This window comes from Thiothrix sp. (assembly GCF_028714775.1).
Classification (GTDB): Bacteria; Pseudomonadota; Gammaproteobacteria; order Thiotrichales; family Thiotrichaceae; genus Thiothrix.
Genome location: NZ_JAQTLS010000006.1, coordinates 1 through 21,023, shown reverse-complemented (window position 1 = coordinate 21,023; position 21,023 = coordinate 1). Strand labels below are relative to the sequence as shown.

Genomic DNA, 21,023 nt, shown 5'->3' with positions numbered 1-21,023 from the left:
TGCTAAGATAATGGCTCTTATCAGGAGAGAGCCATGAGTGCAGCGGATTCCTTTCACCTCAACACTAGCTACCAACCCGCTGGCGACCAGCCGGAAGCGATCCGTTCGTTGCTCACTGGGTTGGCTGATGGTTTATTGCACCAAACGCTGCTGGGGGTAACGGGTTCAGGCAAAACCTTCACGATGGCGAACATCATCCAGCAGACCCAGCGCCCCGCGATTGTCGTTGTGCATAACAAAACGCTGGCAGCACAGCTTTACGGCGAGATGAAGGAGTTCTTCCCGCACAATGCGGTGGAATATTTCGTGTCTTACTACGACTACTACCAGCCGGAAGCCTACGTGCCGTCTAAGGACGTGTACATCGAAAAAGATTCCGCCGTGAACGACCACATTGAGCAGATGCGCCTTTCCGCCACCCGTAACCTGTTCGAGCGTAAGGACGTGATCATCGTCGCCACCGTTTCTTCCATTTACGGCTTAGGCGACCCGGAATCCTACCTGAAAATGCTGCTGATTTTGGTGCGCGGCGACAAGATCGACCAACGCACCGTGTTGCGGCGGCTGGCAGAAATGCAATACAGCCGCAATGACCTTGACCTGCAACGCGGCACGTTCCGGGTGCGCGGCGAGGTGATCGACATCCACCCGGCAGAATCTGACCGCGAAGCCATCCGCATTGAATTGTTCGACGACGAAATCGAAACTTTGAGCTATTTCGATCCACTCACGGGCGAAGTGCTACGCCGCGTGCCGCGCCTGACGGTTTACCCCAAAACCCACTACGTCACCCCACGTGAAGTACTGTTGGAAGCGGTCGAACACATCAAAGAAGAACTCAAGCAACGCCTCACCCATTTACGCGACAATGACCGGCTGGTGGAGGCGCAACGCCTCGAACAACGCACCCAATACGACATCGAAATGATCATGGAAACCGGCTTTTGTTCCGGCATCGAAAACTATTCGCGCTACCTGTCAAAACGTCCAGCGGGTGCGCCCCCTCCCTGCCTGTTCGATTACCTGCCCAAAAACGCCATCGTGTTCGTGGACGAATCGCACGTCACCCTCCCGCAATTCGGCGGCATGTACAAAGGCGACCGTTCGCGTAAAGAAACGCTGGTGGAATACGGCTTCCGCCTACCTTCCGCACTCGACAACCGCCCGTTGCGTTTCGACGAATTCGAGCAACTGATCCCACAAGCCATTTACGTTTCCGCCACCCCCGGTAATTATGAAAAGGAGCACTCTGATAATGTCGCCGAACAGGTCGTGCGCCCCACCGGACTGGTTGATCCAGAAGTGGAAATCCGCCCGATTGCCTCGCAGGTCGATGATGTGATGTCGGAAATCAGCATCCGTGCCAAACGCAACGAGCGCGTACTCGTGACTACATTGACCAAACGCATGGCAGAAGACCTCACCGATTACCTGATGGAACACGGCATCAAGGTGCGTTACCTGCACTCCGACATCGACACGGTGGAACGGGTAGAAATTATCCGCGACTTACGCAAAGGCGAATTCGATGCCCTGATTGGCATCAACCTGTTGCGCGAAGGCTTGGACATCCCAGAAGTATCGCTTGTCGCCATTTTGGATGCGGACAAGGAAGGTTTCCTACGCTCCGAACGTTCCTTGATCCAAACTATTGGGCGGGCAGCGCGTAACTCGGCAGGCAAAGCCATCCTTTACGCCGACAAAATTACCGATTCCATGCAAAAAGCCATCGGTGAAACCCAACGGCGGCGGGAAAAGCAAACGGCTTACAACCTGCAACACGGCATTACCCCGCAAACCATCCGTAAACGCATTGCCGACGTGATGGAAGGCGCTTACGCCAATGCCACCAAAGGCAAGGGCAAAACGCGGGGAGAAAAGAAGGTAGCGGAAGAAGCGGCAGAATACCGCACACTTACCCCCGATCAAGCACTCAAGCAGATCAAAAAGTTGGAAGAAAAGATGTTCCAACATGCCAAGAATCTGGAGTTTGAACAAGCGGCATCTGTGCGTGACCAGATTGCCCATATCCGCGCACGGGTATTTGGCTTGGAGTGAGAAATCACCTTAATGGGTGGTTTCTTATGCCTGTAATTTGCATACACGGAAAGGATACGGAGTGCTAGAATCACCCTACTTTCCGGTTAGACCATAGGTTTCCATTGTTCATGAATCAAAACAAATGCACTCACCACAAATACCTGCGGGCAGGTTTGTTGGCGTCGACACTGTGGTTAGTGGTTGCCTCTACCTCATTGAACGCGGAAGACGTGACCGCATTGAATTTGCGGGATGTTTCAATTGCCAATGCGGTTGAAATTGTTGCCAAAGCGACCCATAAAAACTTCCTGATTGACCCCACCGCCCAAACCGATAATAAAAAGATTACCTTGGTAACGGGCGGGACGATGAGTGGAGACCAATTGTACGAGGCGTTCCTGTCCATTTTGCAGGTGCATGGATTGGAGGCGGTAGAGTCTGGTAATTTAATCAAGATTGTACCTTCCGGCAAGGCACGTTCCCAAGTCGCCCCGCTTGTCGCCAATGCCCGCGAAAGTGATGTGGACGAAACCGTTACTGAAATCGTCAAACTGAGTTACATCCCGGTAGCGACAGCCATGCAGACCTTGCAACCGCTGGTCGGCGCAGGTGAAACCCGTGTGTTACCCAACCAGTCAAGCAACGCTGTGGTCATTACCGGACGGGCGCAAAATGTGGCGCGGCTGCGCGATGTGTTGGAAAGCACGGACAAGCCGAATAATGACGATTTTGAACTGGTGGCACTGGATTATGCGGTTGCTTCGCAAGTGGCGGCTACTTTACAAGGTTTGATGACGACGGGAGCAGCAGGTGACGGTGCGCTACCCACCGGGGGTAAGGTTTCCGCCGATGAACGCACCAACAGCGTATTGATTTCTGGCGACAAACAGACCCGCGAGCGCATGAAAAATGCGATTGCCAAACTGGACGTGCAACGCGCTACCGAGGGTGACACCAAGGTTATTCCGTTACGTTATGCCAAGGCGGAAGATGTGGTGGCGGTGCTGAATGGGGTTTCCCCAGCCATCCAGCAGCAAACGGGTGATGCACCTACAACACCGGGTGGTGCTGCCCCTACCCCAATTCCTGCGGCAGCGATGAGTGCCAGTAAGGGTGGCGTGACGGTACTGGCTGACAAGTCCAGCAATTCCATCATCATCAGTGGCCCACCCACCTTGCAGAAAAGCATGATGAAAGTCATCGCGCAATTGGATCGCCGTCGTGCGCAAGTGTTGGTCGAAGCCATCATCGCTGAGGTTTCCACCGACTTGTCCAACAAATTGGGCGCGGCACTTGTATCTAACGGCGCAACAGATGGTTCTGGCCCAGTCGGGATCAGTAATTTCGGTGCATTATCAACCGTAGCTGGTTTGTATGGCAGCGTACAGGCTGGCGCAGTTCCCAATGTTCCCAATGGTTTATTATTAGGGGGCGGCAACCGAAGTTTTGGTGCGATTGTGGAAGCGCTGAAAGGTGATGCAGCAACTAATATCCTATCTACCCCAACCTTGGTAACGATGGATAATGAAGAAGCAGAAATCACCGTCGGTCAGGAAGTGCCGTTCATTACAGGAAAAAGCACCAGCAGTTCCAGTGACACCACCAACCCGTTCACCACCATCGAGCGTAAAGATGTCGGCCTGAAATTTAAAATTACCCCGCAAATCAACCGGGGCGAAACCGTCAACCTAAAAATCGACCAAGAAACATCCAACGTAGCTTCCAGCAGTGCGGGTGCTTCCGACTTGATCACCAATAAGCGCCGCATTACCACTAACGTAATGGTTGAGGATGGGCAAATTTTGGTGCTGGGCGGCTTGATCGAAGACAATTACCGTGATTCCGCCAGCAAAGTTCCGGTGCTGGGTGACATTCCGGTGATAGGCAGTATTTTCAGCAGCAACTCCACCAGCAAGACCAAGCAAAACCTGATGGTGTTCATCCACCCAATGATCATGCCGGATGCACAGTCGGCAGATGCCTATACGCGCCAAAAATACCACACCATGCAACAGCAGCAACAGCGCAGCAATGTGGCAAACCGGGGCATCCTACGGGAAGGTTCAGGTGTATTACCTGCGGACATGAGCCGGGTGGAACGCGGTTCAGCAGACGATTTGCACAATCCGCCACCGCCTCCCCCACGCAAGGTGCAGGCTGTGGGTAATGGTAAGTGCAATTCCATTGACCCCTTCTGTAACAGTTCCTTATGAGCACGACAGAGACTGCTGCTATCGGGCAAACCGTGCCATTGGTGCGGGAGTTACCATACAGTTTCGCCAAACGTCACGGGATACTGTTGCAACCCAGCGCCGGGCAAGTGGTGGTGCAATGCCGTGTGGGGGTAACACCGATGGCATTGGCAGAGGTGCAACGCTTCGTTCCGGCTGAACTGCATTTCCAAAGCGTGGATGCGGAAACTTTCGAGCGCTTGCTGACGACGCATTACGACCGTAGCCAAGTGGGCGCGTCGATGATGCAAGACATTGGCGACGATGCTGACCTTCAGGACATTGCTGGTTCCTTGCCTGAGCCAGAAGATTTGCTCGAATCTGAAGATGATGCGCCGATCATCCGCCTGATCAATGCATTGCTGACGCAGGCGGTGAAGGAAAACGCTTCCGACATCCACATTGAAACCTTTGAAAGCCGTATGTCAGTGCGGATGCGGGTGGATGGCGTGCTGCGTGAAATTATTGAGCCGCCGCGCAAACTTGCCCCCATGATCATTTCGCGCATCAAGGTCATGGCGCGGTTGGATATTGCCGAAAAACGCTTGCCACAAGACGGGCGCATTTCCCTGCGGATTGCGGGGCGAGCCGTGGATGTGCGGGTTTCTACCCTGCCCTCTGGGCATACCGAGCGTGTGGTGTTGCGTTTGTTGGATAAGCAGGCGGGACGTTTAAACCTGTCGCATCTGGGCATGTCCGCTGTATTGCATGAGCGTTTGCAGGAACTGATCAAAAAGCCTCACGGGATTATTCTGGTAACAGGGCCGACAGGTTCGGGCAAAACCACGACTTTGTACGCCGCGCTCAGCAATTTAAATGATGCCCGCCGCAATATCCTCACCGTTGAAGACCCGATTGAATATTACATCGACGGCATTGGGCAGACCCAAGTTAATAACAAGGTCGAAATGACGTTCGCGCGGGGCTTGCGGGCCATTTTGCGCCAAGACCCGGATGTGGTAATGATCGGTGAAATCCGTGACCTTGAAACGGCGGAAATTGCGGTGCAAGCCAGTTTGACCGGGCATCTGGTGTTTTCCACTTTGCATACCAATACCGCGATTGGGGCAGTGGCACGCTTACGCGATATGGGGGTGGAACCCTATTTGCTGTCATCCAGTTTACTGGGGGTATTGGCGCAACGCTTGGTGCGGGTGCTTTGCCCCAAGTGTAAAGAGCCGATTTTGCACGATAAGGCCGAACGTGATTTGCTACGCCAACATTTATCTGAAGGCGATGATTTACAAGGAATGCACCCGTACCGTCATGTGGGGTGTCCGGCTTGTAACCATTCGGGGTTCGTGGGGCGGATGGGGATTTACGAATTCATAGAAATGGATGACCAGTTACGCCAGATGATCCATGACTGCGCGAGTGAAATCCAGATGGGTGAATACGTCCACCAGACTGCACTGACCTTACGGGATGATGGCATCCGCATGGTGCTGGCGGGGCTGACCTCGTTGGATGAGGTCTTGCGCGTCACACGGGAGGATAACTAGTGCCCGCGTTTGAGTACGTTGCCCTGAATGCCGCAGGTAAAGAAGAACGTGGCATTATGGAGGCGGATACGCCCCGGCAAGTACGCCAGTTATTACGCAATGGCGAGCTGATCCCGCTGGAAGTGAACGAGGTTGCGCAAAAACAGAAAAGGGCTGAAAACCGTTCTTTTTTGGGCAGCGGACGCCTCAATCCCGCCGATCTTGCGTTGATGACCCGTCAATTGGCAACGCTGGTGGGTTCAAGCTCGCCAATCGAAGAAGCCTTAGGCGCGGTGGTGCGCCAAACCGAACGCAATGCTTCCCGCCGCATATTCTCTGCAATTCGTGCGCGGGTCATGGAAGGCCACACCTTTGCCAATGCCTTGGCCTTATTTCCGGGAGCATTTCCGGTACTGTACCGGGCAACCGTGGGCGCAGGGGAACAATCCGGACATTTGCCGGAAGTCTTGGAACGCTTGGCGGATTACACCGAAAACCGCCAGCACAGCCAACAGAAAGTCATGGCAGCGCTGGCCTATCCGACGGTGCTGTTGCTGGTCGCCATTGGGGTGGTGTCAGCATTGCTACGTTTTGTAATACCCAAAGTGGTGGAAGCCTTCGCCAGCTTGCGGGATGTGCATGGCAACCCACTCGAATTGCCGTGGTTGACGCGCATGTTGATTGCCTCCAGCGACTTTTTGGGCAGTTACGGCTTGGTATTACTGATATTCATAGCGTTGCTGATTGCCGGAATTGTGTGGCTATTACGCCGCCCGTTGTGGAAACACCGTTACCACCGCTTGCTGTTACGCCTGCCTGTGATTGGGCGGATTGTACGTGGTATCAATACAGAACATTTCGCCCGCACTTTCAGCATCTTGAGTGGCAGTGGCGTGACAGTATTGGACGCGATGAAAATTTCCGCCGAAGTCGTCATCAATATCCCGATGCGTGAGTCGGTTTTGGATGCCGCCGAACGGGTGCGGGAAGGGATGCCAATCCATAAAGCGTTGGAACGTTCCGGCTATTTTCCACCGATGATGGTTTATCTGATCGCCAGTGGCGAAGGCAGCGGTAAGCTGGATGCCATGTTGGAGCGGGCGGCAATCCAACAAGAGCGTGAAATTCAGGCGCGGATGGCGACTTTACTCAGCTTGCTTGAACCCGGCCTGATATTGTTCATGGGCGGCATTGTCACCCTGATTGTACTTTCAATCATGCTGCCAGTGATGGGTGGGATGTCACAGATCATGCATTAGGCAGCGCCCTACTGTAATTTTTTGCTTTTATCGAAGTAGGTTACATGGGGAAGTGCTTGAAAGTGGTCATCTGCTGTCACCAATATGGCTTCTTTTTGGCGGGCGGTGGCGTAAATGATGGCATCGGCAAAAGATAAGCCATGCTGCAATGCCAAATCTGCCGCCAGTAACCCAATCGCCGTATCCAATGAAACGACTTTGCATTGTTCCGTTAGTGCTATCACTTCTAAGGCTTTGATTTCGTCCCGCTCTCGTTTGACCCATTTGTACAGTTCAAACTGAACGACAGTGGGAACATATATCTCTTCAAGATTACCCAGCCACGGTTCAAATTCTGCAACTAATACACCGTCTGTCAGCCATTCAATCCAGCCACAGGTATCAACCACACACGCCATCAGAAACGATCCTCGCGGTCACGGTAGTTTTGGGTGTTTGCGCCCTTAAGAATACCGCGCATCTCACGCAGGGAACGCATCGGGACTAACTCAATTGCCTTACCTTTAACCAATACGGTGAACTGTTGCCCTGCTTGCAGGTTCAACAAGTCGCGGACACCTTTAGGAATCGAGAGTTGGTATTTACTAGAGAGCGTTGCAGTGTGCATTTTACGGTTCCTCGATCTATGTAGGATAACGTAAGATTACGCGCACTTGACTGAAACCTCAAGCTGAGAGATTTACTCAACTTCTAGCTAGAACTAACGGACAGAGCGTGTAAGACACCAAACTAAGCAATACACTGCAAAGCAGCACCACTTTACCCTGTCACTTTGTCTTCGAGCGAATGCTAACAATTCCAAGAGACTGCCGCCTACGATTCCGTTTATTACGACCTAAACGAAATCGCAGGCTACATGACAACTCCCGCAAATGCTGATTACGGCAAAAACGTCTTACCCATCAAGAAGCGGTCGCATTCCCGCGCTGCTTCGCGCCCTTCGTTGATTGCCCACACAACCAAACTTTGACCACGGCGCATGTCGCCTGCTGCAAACACACCAGGTAGGTTGGTGGCATACTTGCCGTAGTCGGCTTGCACGTTGCCACGCGGATCAGTGTCGAGCTTGAGCGCGTCGATCAAAGTTTTTTCCGGCCCGGTGAAGCCCATTGCCAGCAGCACCAGTTGTGCAGGGCGAACTTCTTCTGTGCCTGCGACTTCCAGCAGCTTCATGCGGCCTGATGCGTCGTGTTCCCAACGCACGCCAACGGTATGGATTTCTTTCACATGCCCGTTTTCATCGCCAACCAGTTTCTTGGTGGAAACGAGGTAATCACGCGGATCGCGCCCGAACACGGCGGCAGCTTCTTCCTGACCGTAGTCGATCTTGTGGATGCGAGGCCATTCCGGCCACGGGTTATCAGCAGCGCGGCTGTCTGGTGCACGCGGCATGATTTCCAGTTGCGCAACCGATTTGCAGCCGTGACGCACGGATGTGCCCACGCAGTCAGTGCCGGTATCGCCACCACCGATGACCACCACATCCAAACCCTTCGCGGAGATGTAGTTGCCGTCTGCCAAGTTGGAATCCAGCAAGCTCTTGGTATTAGCAGTGAGGAAATCCATCGCGTAATGCACGCCCTTGAGGTTGCGTCCTTCCACTGGCAAGTCACGCGGTTGGGTAGCACCTGCACACAAGACAACCGCATCGAAATCGTTACGCAGTTGTTCGGCAGGAATGTCTTTGCCTACTTCCACGCTAGTGACAAAGGTCACGCCTTCGGCTGCCATCAGGTCAACGCGGCGTTGCACGATTTCCTGCTTATCCAGCTTCATGTTGGGGATGCCGTACATCAGCAAGCCGCCGATGCGGTCAGCGCGTTCGTAAACGGTGACTTCGTGGCCTGCTTTGTTCAGTTGATCAGCGCACGCCAGACCCGCAGGACCGGAACCGACTACTGCCACTTTTTTGCCAGTACGCTCCACAGGCGCTTCAGCCGTGACCCAGCCTTCTGCAAACGCCTTATCAATGATCGACACTTCGTTGAGCTTGATGGTTACGGACGGTTCGTTGATGCCGAGGGTGCAAGAGCCTTCGCACGGCGCTGGGCACACCCGCCCGGTGAATTCCGGGAAGTTATTGGTCATGCGCAGGCGTTCAAACGCTTCCTTCCACAAGCCCCGGAAGATCATGTCATTCCATTCCGGGATCAGGTTATGGACAGGACAACCGCTCGCGCCGCCGGGTAAGATTTTTCCGGTTTGGCAGAACGGGATGCCACATTCCATGCAACGTGCGCCCTGTTCGCGGCTTTCCGCCTCGCGCTCGAAATGCAGGTGGAATTCACGCCAGTCCTTGATGCGTTCCATCGGTGCACGGTCGGCTGGTAGCTCGCGTTGATATTCGAGGAATCCTGTAGGTTTTCCCATGACTTACTCGCTCCTTAGTTGCCACCGACGCGCGAGGCATCGCTATTGTTTGCAGTGAAGGCTGCCATCAGCGCTTCTTCGCCGGAAAGCCCTTGTTCTTCAAAAGAACGGATTGCTTCCAGCATACGTTTGTAGTCGTTCGGCATGACCCGTACGAAGCTGCCGGAAAGTTCGTCCCAGTCCGCCAAAATCAGTTTGGCGCGGGCGCTGCCGGTATACAGCAAGTGCTTTTCGACCATCGCTTTGACTTCGGCCTTTTCGTCAGCGTCTGACAGCGGGCTGTAAGCCACCATTTCGGTGTTACCGCTGACAGCCAAGATGCCGGTCGGATCATAGACGTAAGCCACGCCGCCGGACATGCCTGCACCGAAGTTACGCCCAACTTTGCCCAGCACGACCACGCGCCCGCCGGTCATGTATTCGCAACCGTGGTCGCCCGTGCCTTCGACGACGACACGCACACCGGAGTTACGCACGCAGAAACGTTCGCCTGCCACGCCCCGAATGTAGGCTTCGCCGTTACTCGCGCCGAAGAATGCCACGTTACCGATCAGGATATTATCCTCAGCCGTGAACAACGCATCTTTCGGTGGGTAAACGATGATTTTACCGCCGGACAAACCCTTACCGATGTAATCGTTGGAATCGCCTTCAAGTTCCAACGTCATGCCTTTCGGGGTGAATGCGCCGAAACTCTGCCCTGCTGAACCGTGGAACTTCAGGCGGATCGTATCTTCCGGCAAGCCAGCAGCACCGTATTTACGGGTCACTTCTGAGCCAGTAATAGTGCCTGCCACGCGGTCAGTGTTCTTGATGGCAAATTCCGCTGTGACGGATGTGCCGTTATCAATTGCAGGTTGACAAGCCGTGAGGATTTCGCGTTCGTCGAGTGATTGGGCGATGCCGTGGTCTTGGACACGGGTGCAACGGATGCCGTCGCATTCTTCCAGTTCAGGGGTATGCAGCAAAGCACGTAAATTGACCATGCTGGCTTTCCAGTGGCCTTCGGCAGAACCTTGACGCAGTTTGTCGACACGCCCGACCATTTCATCAATGGTACGGAAGCCGAGTTTCGCCATGTATTCGCGTAACTCTTCGGCGATGAACATCAGCAGGTTGACCACGTATTGCGGGTCGCCAGCATATTTCTTGCGCAGCTCAGGATTCTGGGTAGCAATACCAACTGGGCAGGTATCCTGATGGCATACACGCATCATCACGCAACCCAAGGCTACCAATGGCAAGGTCGCAAAGCCGTATTCCTCCGCACCCAGCAAGGCAGCCACAGCAACATCGCGGCCTGTCATGAGCTTACCGTCAGTTTCCAGACGCACGCGACTACGCAGGTTGTTGAGCAACAGGGTTTGGTGCGTTTCTGCCAGACCCAACTCCCACGGCAAACCGGCGTGCTGTACGCTGGTTTTCGGGGAAGCACCCGTGCCGCCATCGTAGCCGGAAATCAAAATGACATCCGCCTTACCTTTGGCAACACCCGCCGCGATGGTGCCGACACCGACTTCGGATACCAGCTTGACGTTGATGCGGGCGCGTTTGTTGGCGTTTTTCAGGTCATGTATGAGCTGCGCCAAGTCTTCAATCGAGTAAATGTCATGGTGCGGCGGCGGGGAAATCAGCCCCACGCCCGGTGTCGTACCACGGACACGCGCTACCCACGGGTAAACTTTCTTGCCCGGTAACTGACCACCTTCACCCGGTTTTGCGCCTTGTGCCAGTTTGATCTGGATTTCTTGCGCATTGTTCAGGTAATGGCTGGTAACGCCGAAACGCCCGGATGCGACCTGCTTGATCGCACTGTTACGTGAATCACCATTAGCATCGGGCGTGAAACGTGCCGGGTCTTCGCCACCCTCGCCGGAGTTGGAACGCCCACCCAAGCGGTTCATGGCAATCGCCAGTGCTTCGTGCGCTTCTTGGCTGATGGAGCCGAACGACATCGCACCGGATTTGAAACGTTTGACGATGCTGACGGCAGATTCCACTTCGCTCAGCGGCAGCGGCTGCTCGGCGTAGTTGAAGTCCAGCAGGTTACGCAGGTTGAATTTCACCTCAGCGTCTTCGTGCAGCAAGTGGCTGTATTGCTTGTACAGCTTGTAATCTCCCGTGCGCACCGCCTTTTGTAAGGTGTAAATGGTCGCCGGGTTGTACTGGTGTTCCTCTTCCTCATTACGCCACTGGAACACGTTACCGGAACGCAATGAACGCTGTTCGGCATCATGGAAGTCATACGCGGTTTGATGGCGCATCAGGGCTTCTTTGGCGATCACGTTCAGGTCAATACCACCGATACGGGAAGCGGTCGCGGTGAAGTATTTCTCAATCACGGCGTTGCTGACGCCCAGCGCTTCAAAGATTTGCGCCCCACGGTAGGACTGGATGGTGGAAATGCCGATTTTCGACATGACCTTGATCACACCCTTGGTGACGGCCTTGATGTATTTCTGTACGGCGTAATCAAGTTTGAGGTTAGGCAGCAAACCTTCGCGGATCAGGTCATCAAGTGACTCGAATGCCAGATACGGGTTGATAGCTTGCGCACCGTAGCCAAGCAGAGTGCAGAAATGGTGCACTTCACGCGGTTCACCGGATTCGAGGATCAGGCTCACGAGGGTACGTTTGCCGCAACGGATCAAATGGTGGTGCAAGCCACCAACCGCCAACAGCGACGGGATCGGTGCATTATCAGCATCTGCCAAACGGTCAGACAACACGATCAGGTTTGCACCGTCTTCGATGGCGCGGTCAGCAGCAGCGAACAAGTTTTCCAGCGCCGCTTCCAGCCCGCTTTCACCCGCAGTCGCGCGGAATGTGATCGGCAAAGTAACGCACTTGAAGCCTTCGCGGTCGATATGGGTCAGTTTTGCCAATTCCTGATTGCCCAGAATTGGCGTTTTCAGCAGGATTTGATGGCAACTTGCTGCGGTTGGGGCAGTAATGTCACCTTCGGAACCCAGCGTGGTGTAAGCCGACGTAACGATTTCTTCGCGGATGGAGTCAATCGGTGGGTTCGTGACCTGTGCGAACAACTGCTTGAAATAGTTGAACAGTGGCTGCGCCTGATTGGACAGTACCGCCAGCGGCGAGTCGATACCCATTGCGCCGAGTGGGTCAATGGCAGTCAACGCCATCGGAACCAGCACCTTACGCACGTCTTCGTAGGTATAGCCGAACATTTTCTGGCGCTGTACCAGTGTTTCATGCTCTGGCAAAGCGCTTTGCGGAGCTTCAGGCAGGTCTTGGAGTTCAATCAGGTTGTTTGCCAGCCAATCTTGGTACGGCTTGGCAGTAGCCATCTGAAGCTTGATTTCTTCGTCAGTAACGATGCGGCCTTGTGCTGTATCGACCAGCAACATACGTCCCGGTTGTAAGCGCTGCTTAGAAACGATAGTGTTTTGGTCAAGGTCATCCAACACCCCTACTTCAGAGGCGAGGATGATCATGTCATCGTTGGTGACGTAGTAACGTGAAGGGCGCAGGCCATTACGGTCGAGGGTAGCACCGACTAGTGTGCCGTCGGTGAAGCCCATTGCCGCAGGGCCATCCCACGGTTCCATCAAGCAACTGTGGTATTCGTAGAATGCTTTCTTTTCTGCGCCCATGCTTTCATGGTTTGACCACGGTTCAGGAACCATCATCATCATCGCATGAGGCAAGGAATAGCCAGACAGGTACATGAATTCCAGCGTGTTATCGAACATCGCCGAGTCACTGCCGTGCGGGTTGATGATCGGGAAAACTTTTTCCAAATCAGTCTTGAACACATCAGTCTTGATCATGGCCTGACGTGCATTCATCCAGTTGACGTTACCGCGCATGGTGTTGATTTCACCATTGTGGATCAGGTAACGGTTCGGGTGCGCACGTTCCCAGCTTGGGAAAGTGTTGGTTGAAAACCGCGAGTGGATCATCGCAATTGACGCTTCCACTTTCGGATTGGATAAATCTTGGTAGAACTGCCCGACCTGTTCGGTGGTCAGCATCCCTTTGTACACCAGCGTGCGCGACGACAAGCTAGGGAAATAGATGTGGCCTGACACATCAGCAGTTTCCACAGCTTTTTCGGTACGTTTGCGGATGACATACAGCTTGCGCTCGAAATCAATCCCCTCGGCGACATCCGCAGACTTGCCAATGAAGGCCATACGGATGTAGGGCATCGCTTTCAGCGCGGTCTTGCCAATCGGTGTGGGGTTGACGGGAACGTCACGCCAGCCCAGCAGAGTTTGACCTTCTTCTTCCACAATGCGGGCGAAGATCGCAGCACATTCGGCGCGTGCGTCGCTTTCCTGTGGCAAAAACACCATGCCGACTGCATAATGACCGGGCGCAGGCAGCTTGATGTTGAGCGATTTACACTCGGTCGCCAAGAAGCCATGCGGAATCTGGATCAGGATGCCAGCACCGTCGCCGGTATTTTCCTCACAACCACATGCACCACGGTGTTCCATGTGGGTCAGCACTTTTAATGCCTGTTGGACGATTCTGTGCGACTTGACACCCTTCAGGTGCGCCACAAAACCCATGCCGCAAGCATCGTGTTCATAGCCAGGGTTGTAAAGCCCTTGCGCTGGGGGTAATTCAGTGTATCTCATCGGAATCTCAGGCAACAAAAGGGTTGCTATTATGGTACAAAATAGAGAGTCAGGGCTAGACACATTAGCGCGTTTTTACGACCAAGAAAAGAGAACCCATGAGTACGGCAGGCCGCATCCCTAAAGAATTCATCGACCAACTCCTCACCCGCGTCGATATTATCGAAGTCATCGGTGCGCGAGTGCCCTTAAAAAAGGCAGGGCGGGAGTACATGGCCTGTTGTCCTTTCCACAATGAAAAAACGCCGTCCTTCACGGTTAGTCCCACCAAACAGTTCTACCATTGTTTCGGCTGCGGCGTACACGGTTCTGCGATTTCTTTTTTGATGGAGTACGAACACCTAGAGTATGTCGAAGCGATTGAGGCGCTGGCACGCTCCGCCGGGGTGCAAGTGCCTCGTGAAGGTGCAGAGGATGCACCAAAACGCAAACGTGTCGGCAAGGATGTGTACGCGCTGATGGAAGAATCCGTTGCGTGGTTCCAATCCCAACTCAAGCAAAGCCCTAGCGCACGCGAGTATTTGCAGAAACGCGGGCTGAGTGCGGAAGTGATCACCCTCTTCGGTGTCGGTTACGCCCCCGCTGGTTGGGACAATCTGGGCAGGCATCTGGCGCATTACGGCAATGACAAATTGCTGGAAACCGGCATGGCGACCCGCAACGAAGCGGGCAAGGTGTATGACCGTTTCCGCGAGCGCATCATGTTCCCCATCCGTGACAAACGTGGGCGGGTGATCGGTTTTGGTGGGCGCGTGTTGGGCAACGATACCCCCAAATACCTCAACTCGCCGGAAACCGACATTTTCCACAAAGGTTCGGAACTCTACGGCCTGTTTGAAGCTCGCCAGCACACCCGCAAGTTGGAACGCTTGCTGGTGGTCGAAGGCTATATGGATGTCATTGCCTTGGCGCAATACGGCATCACTTACGCTGTCGCCACTTTGGGAACAGCCACTACGCCAGAGCACGTCCGCCAGTTATTCCGCGTCGTGCCGGAAATTATTTTCTGTTTCGACGGCGACCGTGCAGGCAAACAAGCCGCATGGCGGGCGCTCGAAAATAGCCTTTCGGAATTGCAGGATGACAAAAACGTGCGTTTCCTATTCCTGCCAACCGGCGAAGACCCGGATACCCACATCCGCCAAATTGGTAAAGAAGCATTTGAGACGGCGTTGGATAAAGCCTTGCCACTGACAAAATTCTTTTTGATTGGACTAAATGCACAGCTAGGCTTCCGTGAAAATTACACCTTGAATGTGATGGAAGACCGCACCCGTTTTGTCAAAGAAGCGGCGGGTTTGCTGGCAAAGATGCCCAATATCCTGCAAAAAAAGCAGTTAATGCCGGAGCTAGTACGCTTGGGTTATCTCGATGAAGGGCAGAAAAAAATCTTTAAAAGCTACTCCCCTGCCCCACAGGATGAACCATCTGCGGGCAATTGGCGACTAAATGAGCAGGAAGTCCGCCGCACACCAATGCGCCACGCTATTGCCCTACTGCTGAACTATCCAGCACTTGCCCATGATGTGGGCAACCCTGAGCAATGGGCACGTTACGACATACCCGGTATCGACTTGTTTCTGGCTATCCTTGAAATTATCGAAGCCGACCCCACTATACACACCGCTGCCCTCGTTGAACGCTTTCGGGGGACGCAGCACGCGAGGGTGCTGGCTCGCCTCAATAGTGGGCAGTTCCAGTATGAGGCTGACAGCGATGTTCCAGCGCGTGAATTCCGTGATTGTTTGGGCCAAATTAGGCGTCAGGCACAACAAAAACAACTGGATGTGTTGTTGCAACGGGAACAGGTTGAAGGTTTAACCGAACAAGAGCGTAACGATTTACTATGCTTATTGTCTGAAGTACACAAATCTGCCGGTTAGCGGTTGCAAAACGGCAGACTTTACTTCAGAAAAATATGCTATGATTACCGACCTTTTTTCCAGAGAGTTTAGGGCATGAGTCAAGAAGAGCAGCAGCAGTCAGGCTTGAAAGAACTGATTGCCAAGGGTAAGGAGCAAGGCTACCTGACCTATGCCGAGGTTAACGACCATCTTCCCGATACCATCGTTGACCCGGAGCAGATTGAAGACATCGTTGCGATGATCAACGATATGGGTATTACTGTCTATGAACATGCCCCGGATGCGGATTCCCTGCTGCTCAACGATGAAGCGGTGCAGGCCGACGACGAAGCAGCGGAAGAAGCTGCCGCCGCGCTGATCAATGCTGACAGCGATTTCGGGCGCACTACCGACCCGGTGCGGATGTACATGCGCGAAATGGGCACGGTTGAGCTGCTGACCCGCGAAGGTGAAATTCAGATTGCCATCCGTATTGAGGAAGGGCTGAATGAAATCCTGCGTGCGCTTGCCCAATACCCCGCCTCTACCGAAGTCCTGCTGGAAAAGGCTGATCGGATTGACTCCGAAGAAGCGCGTCTGACTGACATCATCAACGGCTTTGTTAACCCGGATGATGACTTGAACGCATTTCAAGCGGCTGCGGCAGCAGCGGCTGAGGCACTGGAAGCTGCGAAGGCAGCAGAAGCCGAAGATGATGCGGCTGCCGATGAAGATGAAGATGATGAGTCAGCCGATCCTGTCGATACTGGCCCCGACCCGGAAGAAGCCCGCATCAAATTTGCGGAGTTGCGCGAACTGTATGATGCAGCCAAAGTTGCGTCTGCCAATAATGATGCCGTCGCTTACACTGCTGCGCGTGAAGCCCAAGCCATCAAGTTCATGGAATTCCGCCTAGCGCAACCGATCATTGACGAGTTGACTGTCCAGTTGAATGAGATCGTTGACCGTATCCGCCAAAATGAACGCCACATCATGAAGCTGTGTGCACAAAAAGGCGGCATGTCACGTCAGGATTTCATCGACAGTTTCCCGCAAAATGAAACTGATCTGGAATGGCTGAACCGCTACACCAGCACCAAGCGTGGTGATCACAGCCGCTTACTGAAGCAAGTTCCCAAGGTTCAAGAAGCGCAAGAACAACTGCGCGAAATTGAGCGCGAATGCAACCTGAGCATTCCACAAATCAAAGACATTAACCGCAGCATGTCGGTCGGTGAAGCCAAAGCCCGCCGCGCGAAAAAGGAAATGGTCGAAGCCAACCTGCGTCTGGTTATTTCCATCGCCAAGAAATACACCAACCGGGGCTTGCAATTCCTCGACCTGATCCAAGAAGGCAACATTGGCCTGATGAAAGCGGTCGACAAGTTTGAATACCGCCGTGGTTACAAGTTTTCCACTTATGCTACATGGTGGATTCGTCAGGCGATTACCCGTTCGATTGCGGATCAGGCACGTACCATCCGTATCCCGGTACACATGATCGAAACCATCAACAAGCTCAACCGCATTTCGCGCCGCTTGTTGCAGGAAATGGGGCGTGAGGCTACGCCGGAAGAATTGGCAGAAGCAATGGACATGCCGGAAGACAAAATCCGCAAAGTCCTGAAAATTGCCAAAGAACCGATTTCAATGGAAACTCCAATTGGTGACGACGAAGATTCGCATCTGGGTGATTTCATCGAAGACAGCAATATCCTGTCGCCGATTGAATCCGCCACCACATCGAGCTTGTCGGAAGTAACCCGCGAAGTGTTGTCCAGCCTGACTTCCCGTGAAGCCAAGGTACTGCGGATGCGTTTCGGTATCGACATGAACACCGACCACACATTGGAAGAAGTCGGCAAACAGTTTGATGTTACCCGTGAGCGTATCCGTCAGATCGAGGCCAAAGCGCTGCGTAAGTTGCGCCATCCGAGCCGTTCGGATATGCTTCGCAGTTTCTTGGAATACGACCCCGGTCAGTTGCCAACCAACTAAACTTTTTTCAGGGCCTATGGCGCAATGGTTAGCGCAGAGGACTCATAATCCTTTGGTTCACAGTTCGAGTCTGTGTGGGCCCACCAATTTTTGTCAGAATGAATCCGTTAAAATCAATAGTTTAGCTTGATTTTAACGGACTGTCAAAAAGCAGCGTTATTGTTGTTAGTTTATCGGTGCTACGCTGGTGCTACACCAAAGCATGGTGCTACATCTAATGTTTCTCCTGTAATCCTACGACTCTGTTCAAGACAATTTTCCTAATCTCCAAATTCAAGACCAATGTCCCCTCCCCTTCATGGATGGTGGTCAAGTTGGGAGTCTACAAAGACAGCACCAACAACCTGACAGCATACCCACAAACTGCCGGAAACCATGCGGCACACTATTGGCCATGTCATCCCCCCCCATAACTGATTTCCAGTAAGTCCATGGCTTTCTTGATACAGAAATACTTGGTCAGGCCAGTATCCTCCCAATGGAAACTCCAGCTTTCCAGTCATTAGGAAAGGCAATGAATAGGCTACCGAAACGCCAGCAACCCTGCGTAAACCTCCCAGCCCACAAAACACTCCAGACAGAGTTGAACGTACTTTTAGGCTTATTCCCCCCAGTTTCTGTCTCCTTCTTCGTCCCTGGAGAGTGAAAGATATATACGACTGGCAATCAGCCACTTAAACATAAAGACATTAAAATCAATAAATTACCAATGCCACTGTATACATATACACTCCATCTATTCTCGCATGTGTTAATTTTTTTATACTAATGCTGAATCTCCCTTCAATTCGGCACTCTATAGCTACTTTTTAAGCTGTTAGGGACGTGTTTATGGTTAAGCGAAATTTACTGCCAGATTGGTATCCCGCAAGGTGTCACCGCGAGAACCTGTATTGGGATGTCCCCCAATGGATCAGGGCATTGTCCCATCGCAGCCAGTTGGTCAGGGCAGAAACTGAGGGCTGTTTGGCGAAAGAGGATTTAGAAGCTGCCATTATTTGGGGGCAACACCCGGTAATGCCACCAGTGACCTTTTCGCTATCAATCGAAACAGGGCAACCAGATGCCCTGTTGTTCCGGTATTTTGCAGAAGCATTGGAGGCTGCCCGTAAGCGGCCTTACTCACCAGCCGGTAGTGGCATTTGCCAAAATATCACCCTACAGAAAAGCAAGTTCAAGTTGCTCAGCCTAATGGATGGGTTGGGTAAGTTGCATCATTTACGTGTGCTGGACTGGATTGACCTGTCTTTATGGTCACGTTTGTCAGGCATCACATTGGAAACCACCTATTTGGGGGATATTTTTTGGTCTGATGAAGAAATTGATAGGCGTTACCGCCTTGCCACAAGTACCCGCCCATTAGCCTGCCAATTGGTTAGCCAATCAGTGATTTACAGCCTATCACGGGTGGGCAGCACGCTTTAGGTGTTGGTCAGATACTTCAATATTGATTACTTTTCGAGACATACCCAAAAGCGCAAAAACTCAATAAAAAGCACTTTAACTTGTCTTAACACAACTTAAGGGGGACTTTCTATGCATCCACGTTTGGCTGCGAAACCTAAACGGAGCACAACTAAGGCGGTGGCATATTCGATGCCGGACATTTCCGAGCCACTTGCCCCTGTCAATTTTGCCTTGGAGAACAGGTTCTCAACCCAAACAGCCGCACATTATCTGGGTATCCGGGCGGAAACACTTGCACGTTGGCGTTCTGAACGGCGGACACTAGGGGTTGAGCAGCCTAATTTCTACCGAATCGGCAAAAAAATCACCTACCTCAAAAACGACCTTGATGCATTTCTCCTAAAAAGGGGGGAAGCATCATTGGCAACCTCAAGGGTGCGTTAACAGTTCTTTGGGGGGAAGGTTTGGTTTCAAATGCATGGAGCATCCGGTATTCCCCAATGTCATCACCAACGCACACCATAAATACACAGTAATGTACAACATTGTACGTTACCCACAATAAATGGGATTTTCGGCATGGGCAGCTTATTAAATCCAATATGCCATGATAATGACAAATCCCTTTACTAACTAACACGTTAAGGGATTTTGTCATGAGTAGTGATTCTGAAAGGAAACCGACAATAATTACCATCTGCTCCACCAAAGGCGGGGTTGGCAAGACCACACTCACTGCCAACCTTGGCGGTTTTCTTGCCAGCCTAAACAAACGTGTTTTGCTGGTTGATGCTGATGTACAGCCAGCCCTGTCCAGTTACTACGAATTGGCTCAGCAAGCTGACTGTGGGCTGGAAAGGTTACTGATTGGCGGGGATTTAACTAATACCATTAGCGCCACATCCGCTGGTTGTGACCTGATCTATTCCGATGACCCAGAAGGTAAATTACAGGATTGGGTGCTACATACACCGGACGGGCGCACCCGACTCAAGTACCTGCTAAACCAACTAAAGGCAAACTATGACTTCATCCTGATCGACACCCAAGGTGCTGTCGGCCCCTTGCAGGATGCTGCTGTCATTGCCGCCGATTTGTTGCTGTCCCCGATCCCTACCGAAACCATGTCTGCCCGTGAATTCGCCCGTGGCACATTAGGCATGTTGGGACGCCTCCAGCCAATGACGTATTACACAACGCTCACCCTTGCCCCATTGTACGGGGTGCTTTACCGGGTTGACCGTACCAAGGACGCGGCAAACGTGGCACTAGAGGTGCGGGAGGAGTTGGGTGGCGGAGGTAGTGGCATCACGATTATGGATGCCGTTATCCCTTCTGCGGTTGCATGGCGGGAAGCGGCAACCCAACAAGTGCCAGTCCACACCCTGACTAAACACCCTATGGCAAAACTGTCGTTGATGGCGGTTATCGCCGAACTGGGGATTTTGCCTGTTGCCCAAGGAGGCGGAAACCATGCGTAACAGAACCACAAAAAAGAAATCTCCTCCGGCTCTCGATTGGCTGATCGACCTAGATGTGCCCCGAAGAACGGCGAGGATGCTGTAATGGGTGCAAAAAATATGACTGATGAAACCAAAAAGAAAAGCAGCTTGTTCGCAGGGCATTTCGGCAAACCCGGAAACATCCCGCCACCCGGCGACCCGATACAGGTCACGACGATGGTGGTGGATGTTGACCGGATTTCATTTTTTGCCGGGAACCCCCGGCGTTCCCCAAATGAGAAGTACCAAGAAATCAAGGAATCCATCCGGGACACCGGCTT

General features: G+C 52.9%; 12 protein-coding genes, 1 tRNA gene and 1 pseudogene. 10 read left to right on the top strand and 4 right to left on the bottom strand.

Going from position 1 to position 21,023, the window contains the following annotated elements:
• Positions 1–33: 33 nt before the first annotated feature.
• The 4 genes from uvrB (at position 34) to gspF (ending at position 7,011) form a co-directional block, all read left to right on the top strand.
• Positions 34–2,058 carry an excinuclease ABC subunit UvrB gene (gene uvrB / locus PHE17_RS06520; RefSeq protein ID WP_301015016.1) on the top strand — a complete coding sequence of 675 codons (2,025 nt, stop codon included), beginning with the start codon at positions 34–36 and terminating at the stop codon, positions 2,056–2,058.
• A 110-nt stretch (positions 2,059–2,168) separates the two neighbouring features.
• A complete protein-coding gene (gene gspD, locus PHE17_RS06515; RefSeq protein ID WP_301015015.1) occupies positions 2,169–4,253 on the top strand; it encodes a type II secretion system secretin GspD in 2,085 nt (694 codons plus the stop codon).
• Entirely contained in the window at positions 4,250–5,773 is a 1,524-nt protein-coding gene (gspE, locus tag PHE17_RS06510) for a type II secretion system ATPase GspE (RefSeq protein WP_363320082.1), read from the top strand. The genes gspD and gspE overlap by 4 nt, the downstream gene beginning before the upstream one ends.
• Positions 5,773–7,011, top strand: coding sequence for a type II secretion system inner membrane protein GspF (gspF, locus tag PHE17_RS06505; protein ID WP_301015014.1), 1,239 nt, complete (start codon positions 5,773–5,775; stop codon positions 7,009–7,011). Before gspE ends, gspF begins: the two co-directional genes overlap by 1 nt.
• An 8-nt stretch (positions 7,012–7,019) precedes the next feature.
• Here gspF and PHE17_RS06500 read toward each other — a convergent pair whose 3' ends face one another.
• From PHE17_RS06500 to gltB, 4 genes are all read right to left on the bottom strand, one after another.
• Entirely contained in the window at positions 7,020–7,409 is a 390-nt protein-coding gene (locus PHE17_RS06500; protein ID WP_301015013.1) for a type II toxin-antitoxin system VapC family toxin, read from the bottom strand.
• Positions 7,409–7,618 carry an AbrB/MazE/SpoVT family DNA-binding domain-containing protein gene (locus PHE17_RS06495; RefSeq protein ID WP_301015012.1) on the bottom strand — a complete coding sequence of 70 codons (210 nt, stop codon included), beginning with the start codon at positions 7,616–7,618 and terminating at the stop codon, positions 7,409–7,411. Before PHE17_RS06495 ends, PHE17_RS06500 begins: the two co-directional genes overlap by 1 nt.
• Positions 7,619–7,890: 272 nt before the next feature.
• Positions 7,891–9,381 carry a glutamate synthase subunit beta gene (locus tag PHE17_RS06490; protein ID WP_301015011.1) on the bottom strand — a complete coding sequence of 497 codons (1,491 nt, stop codon included), beginning with the start codon at positions 9,379–9,381 and terminating at the stop codon, positions 7,891–7,893.
• 14 nt (positions 9,382–9,395) lie between these two features.
• Positions 9,396–13,991: a glutamate synthase large subunit gene (gltB, locus tag PHE17_RS06485; RefSeq protein WP_301015010.1), complete on the bottom strand. Its 4,596-nt coding sequence runs from the start codon at positions 13,989–13,991 to the stop codon at positions 9,396–9,398.
• 98 nt (positions 13,992–14,089) lie between these two features.
• Here gltB and dnaG point away from each other — a divergent pair, with 98 nt between their 5' ends.
• From dnaG to PHE17_RS06455, 6 genes and pseudogenes are all read left to right on the top strand, one after another.
• A complete protein-coding gene (gene dnaG / locus PHE17_RS06480) occupies positions 14,090–15,874 on the top strand; it encodes a DNA primase (protein WP_301015009.1) in 1,785 nt (594 codons plus the stop codon).
• Positions 15,875–15,949: 75 nt separating this feature from the next.
• Complete coding sequence (gene rpoD / locus PHE17_RS06475) at positions 15,950–17,833, top strand: RNA polymerase sigma factor RpoD (protein WP_301015008.1); 1,884 nt, start codon at positions 15,950–15,952, stop codon at positions 17,831–17,833.
• Positions 17,834–17,843: 10 nt separating this feature from the next.
• Positions 17,844–17,919: transfer RNA gene (locus tag PHE17_RS06470), tRNA-Ile, on the top strand.
• A gap of 745 nt (positions 17,920–18,664) precedes the next feature.
• Complete coding sequence (locus PHE17_RS06465; RefSeq protein ID WP_301015007.1) at positions 18,665–19,258, top strand: hypothetical protein; 594 nt, start codon at positions 18,665–18,667, stop codon at positions 19,256–19,258.
• Between the two features lie 638 nt (positions 19,259–19,896).
• Entirely contained in the window at positions 19,897–20,721 is an 825-nt protein-coding gene (locus tag PHE17_RS06460) for a ParA family protein (RefSeq protein ID WP_301015006.1), read from the top strand.
• Between the two features lie 84 nt (positions 20,722–20,805).
• Positions 20,806–21,023 (top strand): annotated as a pseudogene (locus tag PHE17_RS06455) (hypothetical protein); the annotation flags it as partial.